This is a genomic window from Leptolyngbya sp. BL0902 (assembly GCF_016403105.1).
Taxonomy (GTDB): Bacteria; Cyanobacteriota; Cyanobacteriia; order Phormidesmidales; family Phormidesmidaceae; genus Nodosilinea.
The window spans coordinates 2,636,921-2,657,643 of the sequence record NZ_CP046155.1 but is presented as its reverse complement, the minus strand read 5'-3'; the positions used below and the strand labels follow the sequence as shown (position 1 = coordinate 2,657,643).

Below are 20,723 nucleotides of genomic sequence, written 5' to 3'. Positions count from 1 at the left end.
ACCTGCTCTACCCATGGCTAGCCCCTCTTTGTTGCCCCTGATCTCTGCGCTTCCGGTTGTCTTGGTAGCGGTGCCCCTGGCAGCGGTTGCCAACCCCACGCCCCCACCCCCCGATCTCCTACTCACAGCGACCTCGATGGCTCAAACCACGGGTGTTCCGGCGCAAATTGCGGATCCAAGCACCTTCTTCTTCCTGGTGGCCCAGGCAGAGAATCCAGCGGCTGACCCTGCCGCGAACGGGACTGAAGATCCAGGGAATCCTGCCGCTAGCGAAACCGAAGCCTTCGGCGATCCAGGGGCGTCCTCGGTGGATTTAAGGGTGCGGCCTCGTGTGGGGGCGGGCTACAGCACCGACGGCGGTGGCTATCCTTCCCTAGGGCGGTTTGAGGCGTTCGTTCCGGTCTGGCAAACCGTGGGGGAAGCCGTGAGCTTTCTGGAGGGCCGGATTGTCGTCAACAGTGACGACACCGTGGCCGGGGGCGCGGCCCTCGGCTATCGCGGCTATAGCCCAACGGCGGATCGTATCCGGGGTGGCTACCTAGGGTTTGACCTGCGCGGCACCTCCGGCGGCACCTTTTCCCAACTGGGCACGGGCTACGAAAGCCTGGGCCGAAACTGGGATTTTCGGATCAATGGCTACCTGCCCGTGGGCGACCGGGAGCGCACCCTGCGCGATGAAACCATTGATGTCGGCTTCCAAGCCTCCACCCGATTCCAGGGGAACCTGCTGCTGCTCGAAACCGAGCGCCAACGCCTGCGGTTATTGGATCAAGAAAGCGCCCTAGGTGGCTTTGATGCCGAGGCAGGCACCCGTTTGGCGGGCTGGGAAACGGGGGATTTGAAAGGGTTTGGCGGTGTTTACCTTCAGGGTGCGCCGAGTTTGGGCAGTTACCTGGGTTGGCGGCTGCGGCTGGCGGCGGATATCACCCCCAACTTCAACAGTGGGCTGGCGTTGCAGGGGGATGGCCTGTTTGGCACGCGGCTGGTCTTTTCCGTGGGGGCCACCTTTCCCGGCATTCGCCCCGCTGGGGAAATCCCTGACGCCGACCAGGTACGCGCCCGCCTAGGAGAGCCCACCGCCCGACAGCCGGAAATTGCCGTGCAAATCACCTCCGAGCGCGAGGAACTGGTGGAACGAGCGTCCCAAGCCTTGCAAAACCCAGAGCGGGAGGAAGACTACCGTTTCCAGCATGTGGTGCTGGGCCGCAGCGGTGGCGATGGCACCTTTGAAAATCCCTTTGGCACCGTTCAAGACGCCCTCGATGCCACGGTGAGCGACGGCAACGATGTGGTCTATGTGGACGGGGCCACGGACGTGCTGATTCCTGCCCTCACCATCCCCGACCAGGTGCAGTTGCTCTCCCAGGGGCCACGGCAGCAACTTGCGGGCCTTCCCTTCTCCGGCTTTGAGATTACCCCCACCCGCCTGCCCTTTTCCGCCACCGTAAACTATGTCGATGGCATTGTGGTGGAACTGCCCTTCTCTGGGGACGGCAACTTCCCCCGCATGGATGGCGCAACCCTGGGCAACCGCACGGTGCTGGCGGGCTTCCGGTTCGAGGACGTGGCGGGCAATGCCGTGGTGGGCAACGGCGTCAGCAATGTGGAACTGCGGAACAACACCATCACCAACCCCGGCCAGCGGGGGATTTTCCTTAACGATGTGGGCGGCAGCGTCATTCTGTTCGACAACGTGGCCAATGGGGCGCGAGGCACCGCCGCCGATTCGGGCCAGGGCATCCTAATTCGCAACACCACCACCTTGAACGCCGCCAACATCACCATTGCTGGATTCCAGGCCAATCGCAACCGGGTCGGCATGGAACTGGCGGCGATTGGATCCCTCACGCCCAGGGAAGCCCCCAACCAGATCATCATCGTTGGCCCCAGCAACCCCAACAACACCAGCATCGGCCTCAGCCCCGGCACCACGATCACCAACAGTCTCAGCAACAACCGAGAAGGGGGGCTGCGCATCGTAGCGGCGGATTTGGGGGGCCAGGAAGTGATTGTGGAAGGGACTACCATCAGCAACAATGGCGGCGATGGTGTAACGGTGTTGGGTGGCACTCCGGGAGGGAGCCTGATCAGCTTCCAGGAGGTGGACATTCGGGACGGCGTCATTTCTAACAACCGAGGCAACGGCCTCCGCATCCAGGCCAACGAGTCGGCCACCCAGGAATTCAACCTGGATCGCAACCAGATCACCAACAACGACGGCGCAGGCTTGATCAGCGTGGCCAATGATTTGGCGCTCCAGGAGTTTGTCCTCAAGACCGACCTAGGTTCTCTGGGCATTGGCGAGAACCTGATTTCCGGCAACGGTGGCCCCGGCCTCAGCTTTACCACCACCAACGCCGAAACCCTGCTGATTGAACTGTCCCAAAACCAGTTCGAGAACAACGACAACGGCGGGCTCGATATCGAAGTGACGGCGGACAATACGGCGCGGGTGTGCTTTATTGCCGCCACCAACACTGGGAGCCCCACAATTCAACTCAATAACAACACGGTGGGCGAGTTCCAGGTGGGCGACTTGCCCAATCTCTCGGCCAACAACGACGGGGCCAGCGTCAACCTCAACCTAGTCGCGCCCCCCCCTGCCACCTTCACCAACATCAACCGCCAGGTCTGCCTCTAGGGGTTAGGGCTCACGGGGAAGGCCCTGTTGGTGGCTACAGATTGGTGAATGCAGAATCGACGCCCTAGGGCTCTTCCCCTTGGGGAAACCAGCGGCGTTGGCGTTCCCAGAAGCGTTGCCACCAGTCGGCGGGTTCTTGGTGGGGGCCATCGTGTTCGGTGGGGCGGTCGCTGGGGCCATCGACAACTAGGCTACCGACGTAATCGGCTTCGGCGTAAACGCGGTCGATCTGCTGGCGAATTTCCGCTAGGTCGGCCTCAGACACCACGCCGTTACTGGTGGCTTTGTAGAACTGCACCGTGACCCGAATCGGGTAATCCGGGTCACGTTCGATGGGCAGGCCGTCAATTTCGGTGAAGGGGCCTTCCACTGGGCCAGAGCCAATCACCGCTGATTCCACGTCACTGCGGCCACGGGAGGATTCCAGACTAGGGGCTGGGAGGGGCGCTGCCATAGAAAGGTTGTCCATCATACCGATACCGCCCATGGGCCTGACGGGTGCCCGTTGTTTGAGGGGCACCTGAATGAGCAGCACCAGGTTCATGCCTTCGCCCCCGGCGGCGAGGTCAGGATCCCGCTGGCCGGAGGCTTGGGCCTGGGCGGCAAAGTCGGTGAGCCGTTGCCCGGTAAAGCTGGCCCGTTCGCCGTTGCGGTTAAAGAACAGCCGTTGTCCCCACACTGGCCCTGCCTCTACGGTGTCGCGCTGGTTGTCGATGACGGTGATGCTGGTGCCTTCCCGCGTCGCCAAAATCGTCAGCACCGCCGGATCACCAGGGCGAGACTGGTAGTTAAACAACACCGGGTTGAAGGTGGCGCTGCCCTCCTGGGGAATGGGCAGAAACGCCGCCTGGGCACTGACCAGCACATGGCTATCCCGCTGGGCCAGCAGGGAATTCAGCCGTCCTTCCCAGGAATCGGGATCATGGAGATAATTGCGCAGGTTGCCCAACACCTCCGAAAGAGCCACCCGCCGCAGGCTTTGGCCGTCCTCGTTGCCCACCCGCACAAAGAAATTTTCCAGGGGGATGTCGGCGGTGACATCGGCAAAGTTGGGGTGGCGAATCACGGGCATGAGGTGAAGCTGATAGTCCCCCGTGCGCGGATCCCGGTGCTGCACCTGAATCGTCATGTCGCTGATGTTGGGGCCAACCGCCGATCCGTAGAAGCGGCCCGTATCCTCCCAGGTGATGTTGAGGATGTTGAGATTCAGCGCCGCCGCCAGCCGTTGGGCCACGGGGTCGGACACCATCGCCTTGGTGCGCTCAATCACTTGGCCGTAGGGATCTCTGGGAAGATGGGGCGGGCGGGAATCGGTAGGTGGAATGGGCATCGTGGAAGGAGGCGCGACTTCCGTCGGGGGCATTTCTGGCAGGGGCACTCCTGGCTCAATGGCTTGCAGACTCGCTGCCGACAGGGCCAACGTTGCGGTCACGGTTCCGAGGGTTAACCAAAGGCTGAGTGGGTATGTCATGGTCGGGGTCTCCCTGCTTCATGCCCCTAACCTACGCAAATTTTTCCCCAAATTCGGGACGGTTACTAAAATCGTAACTCCCCAGTCCCATCAGGGGGTTGCTTTTTATCAATTTATCGCTTAATAGTTATCTATGGTTGATTGCGATAGGGGATGCGCATACCCCCCTCCTCCAGTCAGTCCCATTCCGTGGTTATGCAGGGCACACTCATCGGTGCCCTTTTTTCTACCCTGCGGCGTTTCAGCGTTCCTGTCGGTCTTGTGAGGTTTCCATTGTCTATGACTGCTCTACCCCCGCTCACCCTCGGTATCCACACCGTACCCTATCCCATCATTCAAGGCGGCATGGGGATTCGTATCTCCGGCGCTAATTTGGCGGCGGCGGTGGCCAATGCTGGCGGAATTGGGATTATTTCGGCAGTGGGCCTAGGGATGAACTCCCCCTACTTTGACATTGACGAGAAAAGCCCGAAGAAGCGCCAAGAACAGTTTTTTGAGGCCAATCGCCTCGCCCTCATCGACGAGCTGCAAAAGGCCCGTGCCCTCAGCCCCAAGGGGATCATCGGCGTCAACATTATGGTGGCCGCACGCGACTATGAAACCCTAGCCCCCACCGCCGCCGATCATGGGGCCAACCTGATTATCTCCGGGGCTGGATTGCCGCTGGGTCTGCCCGGTCTCACCGCCCATCGGCCCGAGGTGGCCCTGGTGCCGATTATTTCCAGCGTGCGGGCTGCTCAGGTGGTGTGCAAAAAGTGGCAGCGCAACTTTAACCGTCTGCCCGATGCCTTTGTGGTGGAAAATCCCCAATCTGCCGGGGGCCACCTGGGGGCCAAGGCCGAGGAACTGGGCGATCCCGCCATTAGTTCCGAAGCGGTGATCCCCGCCCTGGTCAAGTATCTGGCCGACACCTACGATAGCCCCATCCCTGTGATTGCCGCCGGGGGCATCTATAGCCACGAAACCTTGGTGAAGGCCCTCGCCCTAGGGGCTAGCGGTGTGCAAATTGGCACCCGATTCATCGCCACCGAGGAATGCGACGCCGACCCCCGCTACAAAGAATTTCACCTCAACGCCGATCCGGCGGACGTGGTGCTGGTGCCTAGCCCCGTGGGCCTGCCGGGACGCGCCCTCCGCACTCCCTTTGTGGATCGGGTGATGGCTGGGGAACTGCCGGGGGAAAAAAGCCAGTGTTTTGCCAACTGCCTTCAGGTGTGCAAATTCCGCGATAAACGGGAAACCTACTGTATCCTTCGCGCCCTAGATCGGGCCTGCCGGGGGGATGTGGAAAACGGCCTGGTGTTTTCTGGTAGCCACGTCGGCCAAGGGGATCGACTGGTACCTGTTGCCGAGGTCATGCGGGAATTGGTGGTTGGGTAAGGGGGTGAAGCGGGATTGGGCAAAGCGGGTACCCTAGAGGTAGTTCACGGTCCGAGTTGGGGTAATATCCCGGCGGCGGCAATCTACTGGCATAAGGGGGAGTCTATGACTCGACGTGTTTGGCTTGGCCTAGGTACTCTCGCCCTGGCTGGGCTGGGGCTGGGGGTATCTCCGGCGGTGGCCATGCTGCCCCGGACAACCCTGCCATGGCAGCTTCAAACGGCGGTGTGTCTCAACGATTGGGCCACTGCCATTGACCATACCAGCGCCATGATAGCCCTACCCGACATTTCGGCCCAAAGCCGTCAGGAGTTGGTGGACTTTCGCCACAGGTTGCAGCGCTACCAGACCGAAAACCTCCAAATTCAGGGTCTTCCCGGCTGCGAAGAACACCTCACCCAGTACCTTGAAGTGGTGCCCACCCCCAGCCCGCCCCTTCAGCTAGATCGCGCCCTTCAGCGGCAGGCTGGAATCCCCGACCTCACCCCCGACCCCCTTACCCGGCAGATCAACGCTACCCAACGGGCCGGACTGCTGGAACCTGACCTGACCGACATCCCTGCATTGTCTCCAGCCTTGTTAATCGGCACACCCAACGGCACCGCCGTCACCGCTGGAGCCGTGAGTGCTGGGGTGGAGGTGTTTGCCTTTGTGGGGGGACAAGGGGATCAGGTGACGGTAGACGTGACGGTGACGCGCATCCTGCCCGGACTGCGCTACACCGATGATGACTCCCAACTGTACCTCTTCGACAGCCAGGGCTACCTGATTGCCAGCAACGACGACTTCAACGGCCTGCAATCTCGCCTAGACCATGTGCCCTTACCCGGCACTGACCTGTACTATGTGGCCGTTACCACCTACGGCAACTACCCCGAACTCAGCCCCGATGGCCAACTCCTAGGCTGGAGCGGTGGTGGCGGTAGTTTTATTGAATACACCCTCACCGTTACGGGGTTAACGCCCTCGGGCCAATTGGCCCTGCCCCGTACGGCCCAGCGCTAGGACAGGGCTGATGATCTGAAGTGAGCTGATTCCAACTATGTACCTGGGTGGATTGACCCAACTTCCCGGCCAAAACCCCAAAAGCGCTCACCCTAGGCGTCTCATCCTAAATCCCAGGGATATCGTGATCCCAGGGCGCGAGGGTTGCTCTAAAACCGGGCAAAGCGTGGGGATTTTAGACTATGCTGAAGGGGGATTTGTTACTCAAATTTACGCTTCTTTAAGTAGCGTTACAGTCTATGAAATGTATTATTAACCGTCGGGCGGAGTTTTCGGCCAGTCATCGCTATTGGCTACCGGAACTCTCGGAGGTGGCCAATGCCGAGCAGTTTGGCCCCTGCGCTAAGGCTCCGGGCCACGGTCATAACTACGTGCTCTATGTGGCCATGGAGGGCGATCTAGACGAGTATGGCATGGTGCTCAACCTCTCGGATGTGAAGCATGTCATCAAGCGGGAAGTAACCAGCCAGCTCGATTTTGCCTACCTCAACGACGTGTGGCCCGAATTTCAGCACACCCTCCCGACAACGGAATACCTGGCCAAGGTGATTTGGGATCGGCTGATGCCGCACCTGCCCATCGTCAATATTCAACTGTTTGAACACCCCGAACTCTGGGCCGATTATCAAGGAAATGCCATGGACGCCTACCTCACCATCAGCACCCATTTCAGTGCCGCCCATCGGCTGGCTTCGCCGAAGCTGAGCTATGAAGAAAACTGCGAAATCTACGGCAAATGCGCCCGCCCCCACGGCCACGGCCACAACTATCATTTAGAAGTCACGGTGAAGGGCCAGATTGACCCTCGCACCGGAATGCTGGTGGACTTGGCCCAGTTGCAAACCGTCATTGATGACACCGTGGTCGAGCCCTTTGACCACACCTTTTTGAATAAAGACATTCCCTACTTTGCCGAAGTGGTGCCCACCGCCGAAAACATTGCGGTTCACATCCGGGATCTGCTGCAAGCGCCCATCGCCGCCCTAGGGGCCAGCCTGCACAAGGTGAAGCTGATCGAAAGCCCCAACAACTCCGCCGAGGTCTACTGCGCCGTTGAGCCGACCAGCACTACCGCCGCCGCTGTGCCTGAACTGGCTACGGTATAGCCTTAACTCGCCACGGTACAGAATATAAAATGTCTCTGGGATGAATGGGAGTCCCCCTAACAGTGGGTGACTTTTGCTGTTGCTTGCCCAGGATATAGGGTGCATTCGCGGCTCCAAAACGGTTTGTCTGAAATCCCTATTGATTCAGATGAGCCGCAATGCATCCCTGGGGAATCAGAGCCATACGGGTTAGTTCGGAATAGAACGTCCTAACTTCGCCATTCCCAATGGCTCCCTGAAACAGAGAGAGCCTTGGGTTACAGATAGCTAGTAATGAGTCCCCGTTTGGCGATAGTGGACGGCGGTTTTGGCTTCGCCGTCTAGCACCTGTCCGGCTTGCACGGTGGCATAGACCAGCCAGTGATCGCCGCACTCCATCCGTTCCGCCACGGTGCATTCCAAATAGGCGATGGCGTCTTTTAGAATGGGAGCGCCGTTTTCGGCGGTATCGGTGTCAATGCCCGCAAAGCGGTCTTCGCCGGGGGCAAAGGGCTTGAGGAAATGCTTCATCGGCCCCAGGTGTTTGCCTTCAGCCAGAATGTTGAGCACGAAGGGATTGCCGGGGTACATCAGGGTTTCGATGGCCCGATCCTTGGCCACCGCCACCGTGAAGCCGGGGGGCGTGAAGGAAGCTTGGGACACCCAGGAAGCCAGCATGGCGCTGGAAACCTCCCCTTGGCGGGCGGTGACGATGGAGAGAGAACCCACCAGCCGCCCCACCGCTTGCTCCACCGAAGAGGCCGGAGTGCGGGGCTGTTTGGCCCGTTTGGCCTTTTTCAGGGCTTGGGCAAAGTCGGTGCCCACCTCTTCGCAAAACTTGAGGGTGACATCGGTGGGCTTGAACTTCACCCGAATCGACTCAAACCCCAGGGAATAGCCGCCGTCCTTCAGCTTGCCTTCCAGCATGTCGATGGCCTCGCCGCTCCAGCCAAAGGAGCCAAAGACCCCGGCGATCTGCGTCTTAGAGGCCGACGCCAGCACAATGCCTAGGGCCGTTTGCATGGGAGTCGGCATGTGGCCCCCCAAGGTGGGCGACCCCATCAAAAAGCCCGCTGATTTTTCCACGGCGGCTTTGATGTCGGCGGGATCGGTCTGCTCGGCGTTGATGGCTTCTACGGCCACACCGGATTTGGTGATGCCCCGCGCCAAGGCCTGGGCCAGGGTGGCGGTGTTGCCGTAGGCGGAGGCATAGATCAGCGCCACCGAGAGATCCTGAGAGGTCTGGGCCTGACTCCATTGGCGGTAGCTGTGGAACAGTTCCTTGGCGCTGTACTGCACCACCGGGCCGTGGCCTGGGGCCATAACGCCAAAGGGAAACGCCTCCATGCGGTCTAGGGCTGCCGTTACCTGGCGCACGCTGGAGGCAAACAAACAGTCGAAGTAGTAGCGCCGATCTTCGAGCAGATCGCTCCAGCCGAGGTCGAAGACGTTTTCGCCGCAGCGGTGCGCCCCAAAAAATTTGTCGGTATAGAGAATGTTGGAATAGGGATCGAAGGTGGCCATGCCGCCGGGGTAGCGGGGGGTAGGGATGGGCACAAACTGAAGACAGTGCCCCTGGCCCAAATCCAACTGATCCTCACCGCTGCGGATCACCCGCACCCGGGGCGAGGCTTCGGGCAGCAAGTCCTTGAGGGCGAGGGCGGCGGGGTTGGAGCACACCAGGGTGACATCAGGCAGCCGCTGGAGCAGAATTTTCAGGGTCTCGGCCCGGTTGGGGTTGATGTGCCCCAGCACAATGAAGTTCACCTGGTACAGGTTGATGTGCTGCTCTAGGGCCGTGAGGAACATCTCATTAAAGGATTCCCCCGGCGGGTCAATCAGCGCCGTGCGATCTCCCTGAATCAGGTAGCTGTTGGCCGTGGTGCCCCGCTCTAGGGCATACTCAATCTCGAAGCGCAGACGGTTCCAACTGCGGCAGCGCAGCACCGTAGTCCCCGCTGCAATGGGATAGATTTGGACATCGCGAGCTAGGGCATTCATAGGAGATCAGGGTACAGAGGAGACAACCCCACCGATCCTCAGCGGGCTGACTCTAGATTAACAGGTGCCCTGGGCTCCCCGATTCTTCACCGTGGCGCAGCAACGATTGAAAAAACGCTATGGCTAGGCTTTGTTTGTTCCGCTTACTTATCCCGCTGGGTGCGGATCCACTGTTTTTCGGGCCGAATCAGGAAGGCAATGTAGAGGGGGATTTTCCAGAGGATGTAGAGGGGAATCATCACCAGTTGACGCAGGCTGATATCGTCTCGGCCAAACCGCGCCCAGGCCAGAAAAACCGCTGAAAACAGCAGCAAACCCGCCAAGCTCGCCACCGCCAGCGGCAGCCAAGCCTGGGTGATGAGGGCAAACACCAGCGTGAGGGCCGTCCCCGCCGCCCACACCATCACCAGCAGCGAGAGGGGCAAAATCGACAACTCTAGGCCCAGGGCCATCAGATCCAGCCGCCCCCGCCGCAGCCCTTGGCTAAACAATTTGGGCAGGTACTCCTTCATAATTTGCAGGTGGCCGTGTTCCCAACGGGTGCGCTGGGTTTTGGCGGCTTGGTCGTCGCTGGGTAGCCGACTGGTGACTTTCGCCGAGGCCAAAAAGGTCGGCGGGTGGCCCGCTAAGGCCAGATCCAGCCCCCACTTCATATCCTCAGCAATGTGACCGCTGGCCACGTTGACCGCGATGGCCACTTCCCAAGGCAGGGCAATTCCGGTTCCGGTGAGCAGACAAGGAGCCCCCAACCGCCGCAACCCCAAGGGCCGCACCAGGTTTTTGACCTTGATGGCAAAGGCCGAAATTAATCCCTTCAGGCTTTGGCTGGGGGGCTGCTCGATCAGGTAGTTGGCCTGCACGGGCCGTCCTTGGGTGAGGGCGTGGTGGGCTAGTTGGGCAAGGCTACCGGGGGGCGTGTCGCAGTCGGCATCCATCAAAATCACTACGCTGGGCGGCGCACTTTTGAGGTAATTCAGGCCAAAATCGAGGGCATAGCCCTTGCCCCGCAGGCTGGTGTTAAAACGTTCTACCACCTCAGCCCCCGCAGCGGTGGCCACCTGGGCCGTGTCGTCGCTGCAATTATCTGCAATCACCACCAGGCGATCTTGAGGCCGCAACTGAGGCTGCAACCCGGCCAAGGTGCGCTCAATGCCGACCGACTCGTTGTGGGCCGGAATCAGCACCGCCACCGGGCCAATCGCCTCTCGATCTCCAATCGCTCCACCCTGGGGCATGAAATCCTTAGATCGGGCGGAGAAAGCCGCCAGCACTTCTAACCCTAGGGTGGCGCAGGGAATCAGCAAAACCAGAGCCCCTAGCCCTAGAACAACCGTGAGAATAGGGATTAGCATGGCAGGCTATGTTAATTAAAGTGAATACCAAACGAACGCAGTGGGCCATAGGTGAGCGCCCTCATCCTAGCACCCTCCCTTAGAACAGCACGCCCTTGGCCCCAGGCGTTTTCTGGGGATAGACGATAGCTTAGACAACACTGCCATGGGCCATTCATGAAGGAATGAAGACATCTCAAATTAGCTTTACAGGACGATTCAGCTTTGATAAAGTCTGCGTACTTTCTAGGGGCGTGCTGGGGGTTGCCCCTAGGATAAGCCAGCAGGGTTACGTAGACTGGTCGAGATGGTCAGGTTAGTATGATAGCCATCCAGTCTAGCTACGGTCGGTAAGTCAACGATGTTTACCAACCTCGGCTGGCCCCTGGGTTCCTGCTGACTAGGCCCATCGGAATGGCCTTTTCAGCCGTCCACGCTGTTACTGAGATTCAGGGATTCGCCATGGAGCCAACGCCGATTCAGCCCTTGTCAGAGTCTGAGGTTGAGCTGGACAACCTCCCAGCGGAGCCCGTAGAAATTTTGATGCCCCCTGAGCCCCTCTCCCAGGGGGAGGGAGCCGCACCCCAGCAGGTTTCTGCGGAGGAGGTGCAGGTACTGTACCGCAAGTTTCGCCGAGCTGCCCTAGAGTCTACCGCGCGCGAAATTCAAAAGCGGGAGAGCAGCTATCTGCGTCAGCGGGTCGAGATTCTCAATGTAGCTATCGACAATATTTCCGCCAGCGACTTTTTGCAGCAGCTTCAGCGGGGCGTGGTGTTCACTCCCAACGTCGATCATCTGATGAAACTGCAAAAGGATCCTGACTTTGTAGAAGCCTATAATCAGGCCGATTTCCGGGTATGTGATAGCCAGGTGTTGCTGATGGCCTCCAAGTTTTTGGGACGTCCTATCAAGGCCAAAATCTCTGGGTCAGATTTGTTCCCAATGTTTTGCGAACATCACCGCAACAACGAAAATATCAAAATTTTTATCCTGGGTGGGGCCGAAGGGGTGGCCGCCGAGGCCCAACGGCGAATTAATGATCGAATTGGCCGAGAAATTGTGGTTCAGGCCCATTCTCCCTCCTTTGGCTTTGAGAAAAACGAGGCCGAATGTCAGCGTATCCTAGAAATGATTCGCCAGTCTCCGGCCAATGTTTTGGTTGTGGGTGTGGGGGCACCTAAGCAAGAAAAATGGATTGCTAAGTATAAAGACCAGCTACCCTCCATTGATATTTTCTTGGCGGTGGGTGCATCCATCGACTTTGAGGCGGGCAATAAACCCCGCGCGCCAGAACTGGTCAGCAAACTTGGGCTTGAGTGGCTCTATCGACTAGCATCGGAGCCAAAGCGGTTGTGGAAGCGCTACTTGGTGGATGACCTTCCGTTCCTCTGGCTAATCGTTAAAGAGCGATTGGCTCGGCGAAACCAGACCCAAGAAAACTCGGGTCAGTAGGGTTATGAACCTAAGTTTTTGTGGCACTTTGGAAGAAAGCGCTACGCAACAAAGGTCATGATTCCAGTCTCCGTTAGAGGATCGGCCCAGTCATCGCTGTGGACGAATCGCCTAATTGCCTACTATCGCCAGCTTGACCAGGCCACCCTAACGGTGATCGACGTAGAAACCACTGGCCCTAAGCCATCCACCTCACGGGTAATTGAGATTGGTATCCTTCAGGGTTCCCTGACTGGGGGCGTCACCTATGAAGACAGTTTTTTGGTCAATCCGCAGGTGCGAGTTCCGGCCCAGATTACGCAGTTGACGGGCATTACCACCGCCATGGTAGAAACAGGTGTTCTTTCCTGCGACCTCTGGCCTAACCTGATCTCACCCCTCAGCGCCGGGGTTTTGACCGGGCACAACCTAGCGTTTGACTACGGCTTTCTTCAGTCGGAATATCACCGCATGAACCAGCCCTTCATCCGCCCCGATGCACAGCAATTTTGCACGGTGATTTTATCGCGATTGCTGCTGGCGGATCTGCCTTCCCGCAGCCTACCCCAGTTGGTGCAGCACTTTGGCTTTAAGGTGGGCCAATCCCACCGCGCCCTAGCCGATGCTAAAGCCTGCTGGCTGTTGGCTAGGCACTTGCTGACCCAGCTCCAAGGGATGTCAGATCGGCAGTTGCGCCACATCCTTGAACAGCAGTGGATTCCCCTCAGTGAAGCGGCAAAGGGGTTTGGCCATCCTCCCCGTGATATTCAGCACCACCTAGAACAGCGTGGCTGCGAATACCGATCTTCTCGCCGCAGCAACCGCTACCTCTACCGTCGCGGCGATCTAGAAACGGTTTACCAAGCGGTCTATGCTCCTTAGCGATAACTGTGCGGTGTTTGAACTGGAATTTGAGCCGGGAAAAGGAGGCGTCACAGCTTCAGGACAGGAATCCATGTTACGAGGGATCAAACGAACAGGGTACGATGGATCTAGAATAAAAACCCTTTACATTTCCTCACCCCACCCCTCTGACGTCCCATGGCCAAGTCCAAATCTTCCGCTGCAACTGTGATGACTGGCGCACAGATCCGCCAAACCTTTTTGGACTTCTATGCGGCGCGGGGTCATGCCATCAAACCCAGCGCTTCCCTGGTACCAGAGGATCCTACGGTACTGCTCACCATTGCCGGGATGCTGCCCTTCAAGCCGATTTTTCTGGGCCAGCGGGCGGCGGATGTGGATCGGGCGACGACCTCCCAAAAGTGTATTCGCACCAACGACATCGAAAACGTGGGCCGCACCGCACGGCACCACACGTTTTTTGAGATGCTGGGCAACTTCAGCTTTGGGGATTATTTCAAAGAGCAGGCCATCGCCTGGGCTTGGGAACTGTCTACGGAAGTCTTCAAACTCCCTGCGGATCGCCTGGTGGTGAGCGTGTTCCGCGAAGACGACGATGCCTTTGCCATCTGGCGCGACCAAGTCGGCATCCCCGCCCACCGCATCCAGCGCATGGATGAGGCTGATAACTTCTGGGCTTCCGGCCCCACGGGCCCCTGCGGCCCCTGCTCAGAAATTTACTACGATTTCCATCCTGAGCTAGGGGACGACCATATCGATCTCGAAGACGACAGCCGCTTCATCGAGTTCTACAACCTGGTGTTTATGCAGTACAACCGGGATGCCGAGGGCAACCTGACGCCGCTGCAAAACCAAAACATCGACACCGGGCTGGGCCTAGAGCGGATGGCGCAGATTCTCCAGCAGGTGCCCAACAACTACGAAACCGACCTGATCCTGCCCATCATCGAAACGGCGGCGAAGCTGGCCAAGATCGACTACACCCAGGCGGACGATAAAACCAAGGTGTCCCTCAAGGTCATCGGCGACCACGTTCGGGCAGTGGTTCACATGATTGCCGACGGCATCACCGCCTCTAACGTGGGTCGGGGCTACGTGCTGCGACGGCTGATTCGGCGGGTAGTGCGCCACGGACGGTTGATTGGTATCGAAGGGGCGTTCATTAGTCAGGTGGCCGAAAGCGCGATCCAACTGGCTGAGGAACCCTTCCCCAACACCCGCGAACGGGAAGCCACCATCAAAGCCGAACTGAACCGAGAAGAAGCCCGCTTCCTGGAAACCCTAGAACGGGGCGAAAAGCTGCTGGCGGAAATCCTCAAGAGCGAGGCGGCCACCCAGGCCAAGCAAATCTCTGGGCTGGATGCCTTTGTCCTCTACGACACCTACGGCTTCCCCCTGGAACTCACCCAGGAAATTGCCGAAGAACAGGGGTTGACCGTGGATGCCGCTGGGTTTGAAACGGCGATGGAGGAACAGCGCCAGCGCTCTAAGGATGCCCACGAAACCATTGACCTGACGGTGCAGGGTAGCCTAGATGCCCTGGCGGAACACATCCATTCCACCACCTTTTTGGGCTACACCGAAGCCAGCAGCACCAGCCGCGTAGAAGCCATTTTGGTGCAGGGCAACGCCGTGGATCAGGCCGAAGCGGGTCAAGAGGTGCAACTCATCCTCGACCAAACGCCCTTCTATGCGGAATCCGGTGGGCAGATTGGCGACCGGGGCTATCTCTCCGGCGAAACCGTCGTCGTCCGCATTGTGGACGTGAAAAAAGACAGCGATTTCTTTGTCCATGTCGGTCGGGTGGAGCGGGGCACCTTGCAGACGGGGGATGCCGTCACCGCCCAGATTGATCGCGCCTGCCGCCGCCGTGCCCAGGCCAACCACACCGCCACCCACCTGCTGCAAGCGGCCCTGAAAAAGCTGGTGGATCCCGACATTTCCCAGGCGGGTTCCCTGGTGGCTTTCGACCGTCTGCGGTTCGACTTCAACTGCCCCCGCGCCCTCACCCCCGACGAAGTGCAGCAGGTGGAAGAGCAGGTCAACACCTGGATCGCCGAAGGTCACGCTGCCGATGTCGCCGTGATGCCCATCGACGCAGCCAAGGCCAAAGGAGCCACCGCCATGTTTGGCGAAAAGTACGGGGCTGAGGTGCGCGTCATCGACTTTCCGGGTGTATCCATGGAACTGTGCGGCGGCACCCACGTTAGCAATACCGCCGAAATTGGCCTATTCAAAGTGATTTCCGAAACCGGGGTCGCCTCCGGCATTCGCCGCATTGAGGCCGTGGCTGGCCCCGCCGTGCTGGAATACCTCAACGTCCGCGATGTCGTGGTGCGAGATTTGTCCGACCGCTTTAAGGCCAAGCCCGAAGAACTGCCCGACCGCATCACCACCTTGCAATCCGACCTGAAAGCGGCTCAAAAAGAACTGGAATCCCTCAAGGGAGAACTGGCCATTCTGAAGTCCGATCAGTTGATCGCCACGGCTGAAACTATCGGCAACCTGAAGCTGATCGTCGCCGAACTGGAAGGGGTCAGCGCCGAAGCCCTAAAAACCGCCGCCGAACGCCTGCTCCAAAAACTCGGAGCTGGAGCTGTTGTCCTGGGTTCCGTCCCCGAAGCAGAAAAAGTGAGTCTAGTAGCGGCCTTCAGTCCCGAAGTGATCGACAAAAAGCTGCAAGCGGGTAAGTTTATTGGTGGCATCGCCAAAATTGCAGGCGGCGGCGGCGGTGGAAGACCTAACCTGGCCCAGGCAGGCGGGCGCGATCCCGGCAAGTTGGTGGAAGCCTTGAATACGGCTAAAGTCCAGCTAGTGGAGAGTTTGCAATAGCCCTAAACCACGCTCAGGCCCAGCGCAGGTTGTGGGCAGAGGCTAAGCCCTAGTTCGGAGAATATGCGTTTTCCTGAGATCTATGACCCAAAAGAGCTGTGCCGAGATGTGACGAATCTAGGGCGCTGGGGGAATGGTGATGTGGAAGTAGGGCTAGAAAACACGGCCTTCAGCTTTTTCCAGATTGCTGGGCTGCATTGTCTTGCTAGGAGGTGAAATCCTGGTAGAAATCTGCCCAGGAGGGCATACCCTATGGTGCTAACCCCTAAACGACTGGTAAAACCTATCGTGGCTAACCCCTAGAAATGATGAATCAGCACTGGACAGGGCATAAACAGCCGTCAAGACGGTCTACGTGTACTGATTTTTTGGGTATTAATGTTTACATTGAAATTTCTGGGCCACGGATTGGGCTGCGCTAAACTAGGAACGTGAGAAGAACAATCTTCTCTGGCGCTAGGGCGGTCTGCTATGCCTATGTCCACGGCAATACGTCGGTTCCTGAGTCGTTTTTGGGGGCTGCTCATTTTGTTTGGGGGCACGGTGTTTTGGGGATGGTGGCTAGCGGCTTTGGCAGTTTCTGGATGGATGGCTCTTAGCATTGTCGCGTTAATCATCTATCTATTGGCTGTGGGTACAGGGGGCATAATCCCAGCCAGTGCTTATCTGTCGCTGTGGGTGGCTGTATCGGTGGCGGTGGATGCTTTCCCTAGCTTTTGGCCCCAGGATTTGCACTACAAATACTGGGCCTTTACGCTGATGTTTTTGTGGGCGGCAGGTCTGGGCTATTGCTACCTCGTTGCTAAGCAGGGCCATGATCTTCAGCAATGGCCTGCCCATCGGCGGCGATGGGGGCAAGGGGGGCTTTTGGTGGGATGGTTGGCGGCGATGGGGGTTGGGGTTGGGCTTTACCAGTTAGGAATGGGCTGGAGGTGAGGAGCCAGAGGAGGGCCATGGATGAAGACAACGCACCACCCGGGAAGGACATGATCCGGTGGAAGCATGAGTGAGAGGTAGTAGCAATGACAGACCAGCATCAGCCGACGTTTCAGGGGTATCGATCCCGCCAACACCCAGTGCCTAAGCCCGCTTTTCTCAACCCTGACCATTATCTGAGCCAAATTCAGCCAGCGGTGCGGGATAGTTTGACGCCAGAGCAATGGGCGGAGGTGGGCCGAGTGGTGGCGTTGGCGGTACCCAAGCCTTCCCCCAAGTTAATTGACCTCCGCGTCAACCTAGACCTCTTGATCAGTCGTTACTACATTGTCCTCATGGTGGGTAAGGATCGACGCCGATCCTCCCGGCCCCACCAGGTTTCAGGGATGACGCGCTGGGCCAACTGGGCGGCAGCGGTAGTGCTGCTGCTGGGCCTCAACCTAGCTATTAGTGCCGCTGTTTTACTCTTTGCCTACCTAATGAAGTCGGCTCTGGGGATTAATTTGCTGCCTGGTCACTTTCGCGGTTTCGGGACTTAACTGATCCTAAATCCGAATCAAAAACCCCTATATGCTCAGATCTAAGGGGGTCACGCTTGGCCATGAAGTTCATCGCTGATAACGCCTGTGGCCTCGGTCTTCAGCCTACCCCGATTACCCCTAGACAGGGCTGACTGAGCGATTCTGCTAGCCATTGGTCGATGGCGGTGGCGGGCTGGGGCTTGCCAAACCAGTAGCCTTGGCCGAGGTCGCAGGTGAGGTTTTTCAGGGTTTGCACATCGGCTTTGGTTTCGATGCCTTCGGCGATGGCGGTAAAGCCGAGCTGGTGGGCTAGGGTGATGATGGTTTCCACCAGCTTGGCGTGGTGGGGGCTAGTCTGCATTTGGCTAACGAAGGAACGGTCAATTTTGAGATGGTTAATGGGAAATTGGTACAGGTAGCTGAGGGAAGAGTAGCCCGTCCCAAAGTCGTCAATGCTGAGGGCAATGGAGCGCTGGCGCAGGGCATGGAGGACAGTAAGGGTAGCCTGGATATCGTCGATCAGCATACTTTCGGTGATTTCTAGCACCAGGGATTGGGGCAAGAGTCCTGTCCTGGCCAGAATGTCATCGATGTGAGTGAGCAGACCGGGGCTATGGAGCTGCACGGCAGCTAGGTTGACGCTGATGGTTAGGGTGCGAGCCTGGGCATAGCCCTCCTGCCAGCGATGCAGTTGCCGACAGGCTGTTTCCATTAAGTGGTAGCTCAGGGGCACAATCAGCCCGGTTTCCTCCGCCAGGGGAATGAACTCGTCGGGAGGAACGAGGCCACGGTGGGGATGCTGCCAGCGCACCAGGGTTTCAAACCCCTGCACAGCGGCGGTCGTCAGATCGACGATGGGCTGATAGTGCAAGATAAATTCTTCGGGGTGATCCAGCAGGGATCGGCGCAGTTCCGTCTCCAGTTGCAGGCGACTGATGGCCTGGGTGTGCATGGCGCTGTTGAAGACCTCGTAGCCATCGCGACCCTTGTGCTTGGCGCGATACATGGCAATGTCGGCATCCCGCAGCAGTTCGGCGGCGTCAGTATAGGTGCCGCTACCCAGGACGATGCCCACGCTGACGGTGGCAAACACCTCCTGACTGCTGAGATGCAGCGGTTCGCGCAGGCTGGCCAGCACTGCCTCGGCAAGGCCAATCACCTCCGCCAGATCGGCCACATCGTCCATGAGCAGAATAAATTCATCGCCTCCCAGACGGGCAGCCAAGTCGGACGGACGCGCCACAGCCCGTAGGCGGCTGGCCATTTCGATCAGCAATTCATCGCCGATGAGATGGCCTAGGCTGTCGTTGACGACCTTAAATCGATCCACATCTAAAAACAGCACCGCAAACTGGTAGCCACTGTGGCGACGGGCGCGATGGAGGGCCACCTCTAGCCGATCCTGCAACAGTTTGCGGTTGGGCAATCCGGTGAGGCTATCGTGGAGGGCATCGTGCTGGAGCTGCTTCCGCATGCGCATGGTTTCGGTTACATCGCGGGAGGCGGTTTGTAACTGAATCACCTCCCCGGATGGGTTGAGAATGGGGCGGGTCGCGGTTTCAATCCAAAGGTAGTGACCGAGTTTGTGGCGCATCCGATAGGCGGCCTTAGTGGATTCCCCCGATAGCCACTGGTGCCGACCAGACTGACGGCAGGTGGAAACATCGCTAGGGTGTACCCAGTCGCAAAGCCGGGTTTCTAGCAGGTCAGAGGGTTGATAGCCCAAAATCCACTCCACCGACGGGCTGACGTAGAGAAATTTGCCCTCTAGGGTCTGCAAGCAAACCAGGTCGGTCATGTTCTCCGCCATCAACCGAAACAGGGCGGACTGCTGCTGAACCTCTACGTTAGCAAGCTCCAGATCGGTTTTAGACTGTTGCAGATCTTGCACAGTATTCGCAATGCGGGTGGCCATCGTGTTGAAGGCCAACACCAGTTGCTCCAGTTCGTTTAGGCAGCTAGGGCGTAGCCGATGATCGAGTTCACCCTTGGCAATGGCCTGGGCCGCCCGCTGCACCCGCGCAATGGGCTGGGTAATCCAGCGACTGGTGAGCAGCCCTATCCCCACAGCAGCGGCAAAGGCTAACAGGCACAGGATGACCGTGTAGCGTCGCGAGGCTTCGATGGTGGCCATAAAGTCTCGCTCAGGCACCACCACTACAATCAGCCAGTCGAGCCCCATCTCATCTTGAAAGGGAATTACCTCCAAAAATTGCCGCTGCCGATCTAGGTAAAATTCAAACTGTCTGGGCTGCTGAATATCCGTTAGGTAGCCGTTGTACTGTCGCAGCAGAAATTGGCTGCTCGCCCGGATCAGCGCATCTTGGCTGGTGATGGAGTAGATCTGCTGAGGCTGGTTGTTGACCACCACAAAGGGGTTAGGCAAGGTAGAACTCGCGACGATCAGCCCCTTGCGATCCAGAATAAACGCCTGACCATGCTCGCTAATCTGAAGGGTGGCGAGGAAATCGCTGATTCTCGACAGAAAGAAATTGTTGCCCAGCACCCCCAGCAGATTGCCATCCCCATCCCATACCGGACGGGCGGTAGGCAGAGCCAGCACCGGGTAGGCATGGTAGGGAAATACGTTGCCCCAGGTTGGCCCCTGGGCCTGCGTCGCCGCCACATACCAGGGCCGAGTGTGGGTGTCCCAACCCGGTGTGGTGTTGTGGGCACTCAGCAGGTTGCCCGCTTCGTCCACCTTGGCAAACTGAATTTCTCCACCTAGGGACGGCCCGCCGCGCATCCGTTGATGGCTACTGGGGCCAAGGTTGCTATGGCCCACAAATTCGCCATTCCGATGGCCAAAAAAGATGGAGTCTATGGCCGGGAAGCGCTGGGACTGCTTCAAAAAGTGGCGAAATAGCGCATCGGGATCATCGGGATCAAGTTGCCCTAGGCGGATGGCATCGTCGTTGATTTGATTGATCAGGTGGGGCGTGGTCAGCAGATTATCCAACTCCTGCTCAATCTGCTGCGACACCGAAGCCCGCAACTGGCTAGCCACTTGATTAACAGCCTGCTCACCGTGGCGCATAGCTAGCCAGCCCGTCACTGTAACAGCCGCTGTGATTTGCACAACAAAGGGCACGACCAATATCACCCGCAGCGGCAGATGCCGCCAAGCAGAGGAGAAGGTAAATCGAGACCGGGCCGGATTCATGTATCAGCAGTTACAAAGCTATGGCCTTAGTGTGCCTAAATCCGGTGTGAAACTAAGGATGC

13 protein-coding genes are annotated in these 20,723 nt (G+C 58.5%); 9 read left to right on the top strand and 4 right to left on the bottom strand.

What is annotated here, in order from left to right; all coding sequences use genetic code 11:
* Positions 1-13: 13 nt before the first annotated feature.
* A complete protein-coding gene (locus tag GFS31_RS11740) occupies positions 14-2,641 on the top strand; it encodes a right-handed parallel beta-helix repeat-containing protein (RefSeq protein WP_198805005.1) in 2,628 nt (875 codons plus the stop codon).
* A gap of 64 nt (positions 2,642-2,705) precedes the next feature.
* Here GFS31_RS11740 and GFS31_RS11735 read toward each other — a convergent pair whose 3' ends face one another.
* Positions 2,706-4,112, bottom strand: coding sequence for a hypothetical protein (locus GFS31_RS11735; RefSeq protein ID WP_198805004.1), 1,407 nt, complete (start codon positions 4,110-4,112; stop codon positions 2,706-2,708).
* Between the two features lie 279 nt (positions 4,113-4,391).
* Here GFS31_RS11735 and GFS31_RS11730 point away from each other — a divergent pair, with 279 nt between their 5' ends.
* The 3 genes from GFS31_RS11730 (at position 4,392) to GFS31_RS11720 (ending at position 7,603) form a co-directional block, all read left to right on the top strand.
* Entirely contained in the window at positions 4,392-5,492 is a 1,101-nt protein-coding gene (locus GFS31_RS11730; RefSeq protein WP_198805003.1) for an NAD(P)H-dependent flavin oxidoreductase, read from the top strand.
* Positions 5,493-5,597: 105 nt separating this feature from the next.
* Complete coding sequence (locus GFS31_RS11725; protein ID WP_198805002.1) at positions 5,598-6,497, top strand: hypothetical protein; 900 nt, start codon at positions 5,598-5,600, stop codon at positions 6,495-6,497.
* A gap of 239 nt (positions 6,498-6,736) precedes the next feature.
* A complete protein-coding gene (locus tag GFS31_RS11720; protein ID WP_198805001.1) occupies positions 6,737-7,603 on the top strand; it encodes a 6-carboxytetrahydropterin synthase in 867 nt (288 codons plus the stop codon).
* A gap of 267 nt (positions 7,604-7,870) precedes the next feature.
* Here the strand turns inward: GFS31_RS11720 and GFS31_RS11715 are convergent, their stop codons facing one another.
* Together GFS31_RS11715 and GFS31_RS11710 are read right to left on the bottom strand one after the other, a co-directional pair.
* Positions 7,871-9,583 carry a diflavin flavoprotein gene (locus tag GFS31_RS11715; RefSeq protein ID WP_198805000.1) on the bottom strand — a complete coding sequence of 571 codons (1,713 nt, stop codon included), beginning with the start codon at positions 9,581-9,583 and terminating at the stop codon, positions 7,871-7,873.
* Between the two features lie 143 nt (positions 9,584-9,726).
* The gene (locus GFS31_RS11710) at positions 9,727-10,935 is read right to left on the bottom strand and encodes a glycosyltransferase family 2 protein (RefSeq protein WP_198804999.1); all 1,209 of its coding nucleotides are present in this window, start codon (positions 10,933-10,935) and stop codon (positions 9,727-9,729) included.
* A gap of 393 nt (positions 10,936-11,328) precedes the next feature.
* Here GFS31_RS11710 and GFS31_RS11705 point away from each other — a divergent pair, with 393 nt between their 5' ends.
* The 5 genes from GFS31_RS11705 to GFS31_RS11685 all read left to right on the top strand — a co-directional run bounded on the left by GFS31_RS11705 (position 11,329) and on the right by GFS31_RS11685 (position 17,516).
* Positions 11,329-12,366: a WecB/TagA/CpsF family glycosyltransferase gene (locus GFS31_RS11705; RefSeq protein ID WP_263974829.1), complete on the top strand. Its 1,038-nt coding sequence runs from the start codon at positions 11,329-11,331 to the stop codon at positions 12,364-12,366.
* Positions 12,367-12,423: 57 nt separating this feature from the next.
* Positions 12,424-13,227, top strand: coding sequence for a PolC-type DNA polymerase III (locus tag GFS31_RS11700; protein ID WP_198804998.1), 804 nt, complete (start codon positions 12,424-12,426; stop codon positions 13,225-13,227).
* Positions 13,228-13,386: 159 nt separating this feature from the next.
* Positions 13,387-16,041 carry an alanine--tRNA ligase gene (gene alaS, locus GFS31_RS11695; protein ID WP_198804997.1) on the top strand — a complete coding sequence of 885 codons (2,655 nt, stop codon included), beginning with the start codon at positions 13,387-13,389 and terminating at the stop codon, positions 16,039-16,041.
* Between the two features lie 471 nt (positions 16,042-16,512).
* Positions 16,513-16,977: a hypothetical protein gene (locus GFS31_RS11690; RefSeq protein WP_198804996.1), complete on the top strand. Its 465-nt coding sequence runs from the start codon at positions 16,513-16,515 to the stop codon at positions 16,975-16,977.
* An 86-nt stretch (positions 16,978-17,063) separates the two neighbouring features.
* Positions 17,064-17,516: a hypothetical protein gene (locus GFS31_RS11685; protein ID WP_198804995.1), complete on the top strand. Its 453-nt coding sequence runs from the start codon at positions 17,064-17,066 to the stop codon at positions 17,514-17,516.
* 100 nt (positions 17,517-17,616) lie between these two features.
* Here GFS31_RS11685 and GFS31_RS11680 read toward each other — a convergent pair whose 3' ends face one another.
* Entirely contained in the window at positions 17,617-20,661 is a 3,045-nt protein-coding gene (locus GFS31_RS11680) for an EAL domain-containing protein (RefSeq protein ID WP_198804994.1), read from the bottom strand.
* Positions 20,662-20,723: the final 62 nt, after the last annotated feature.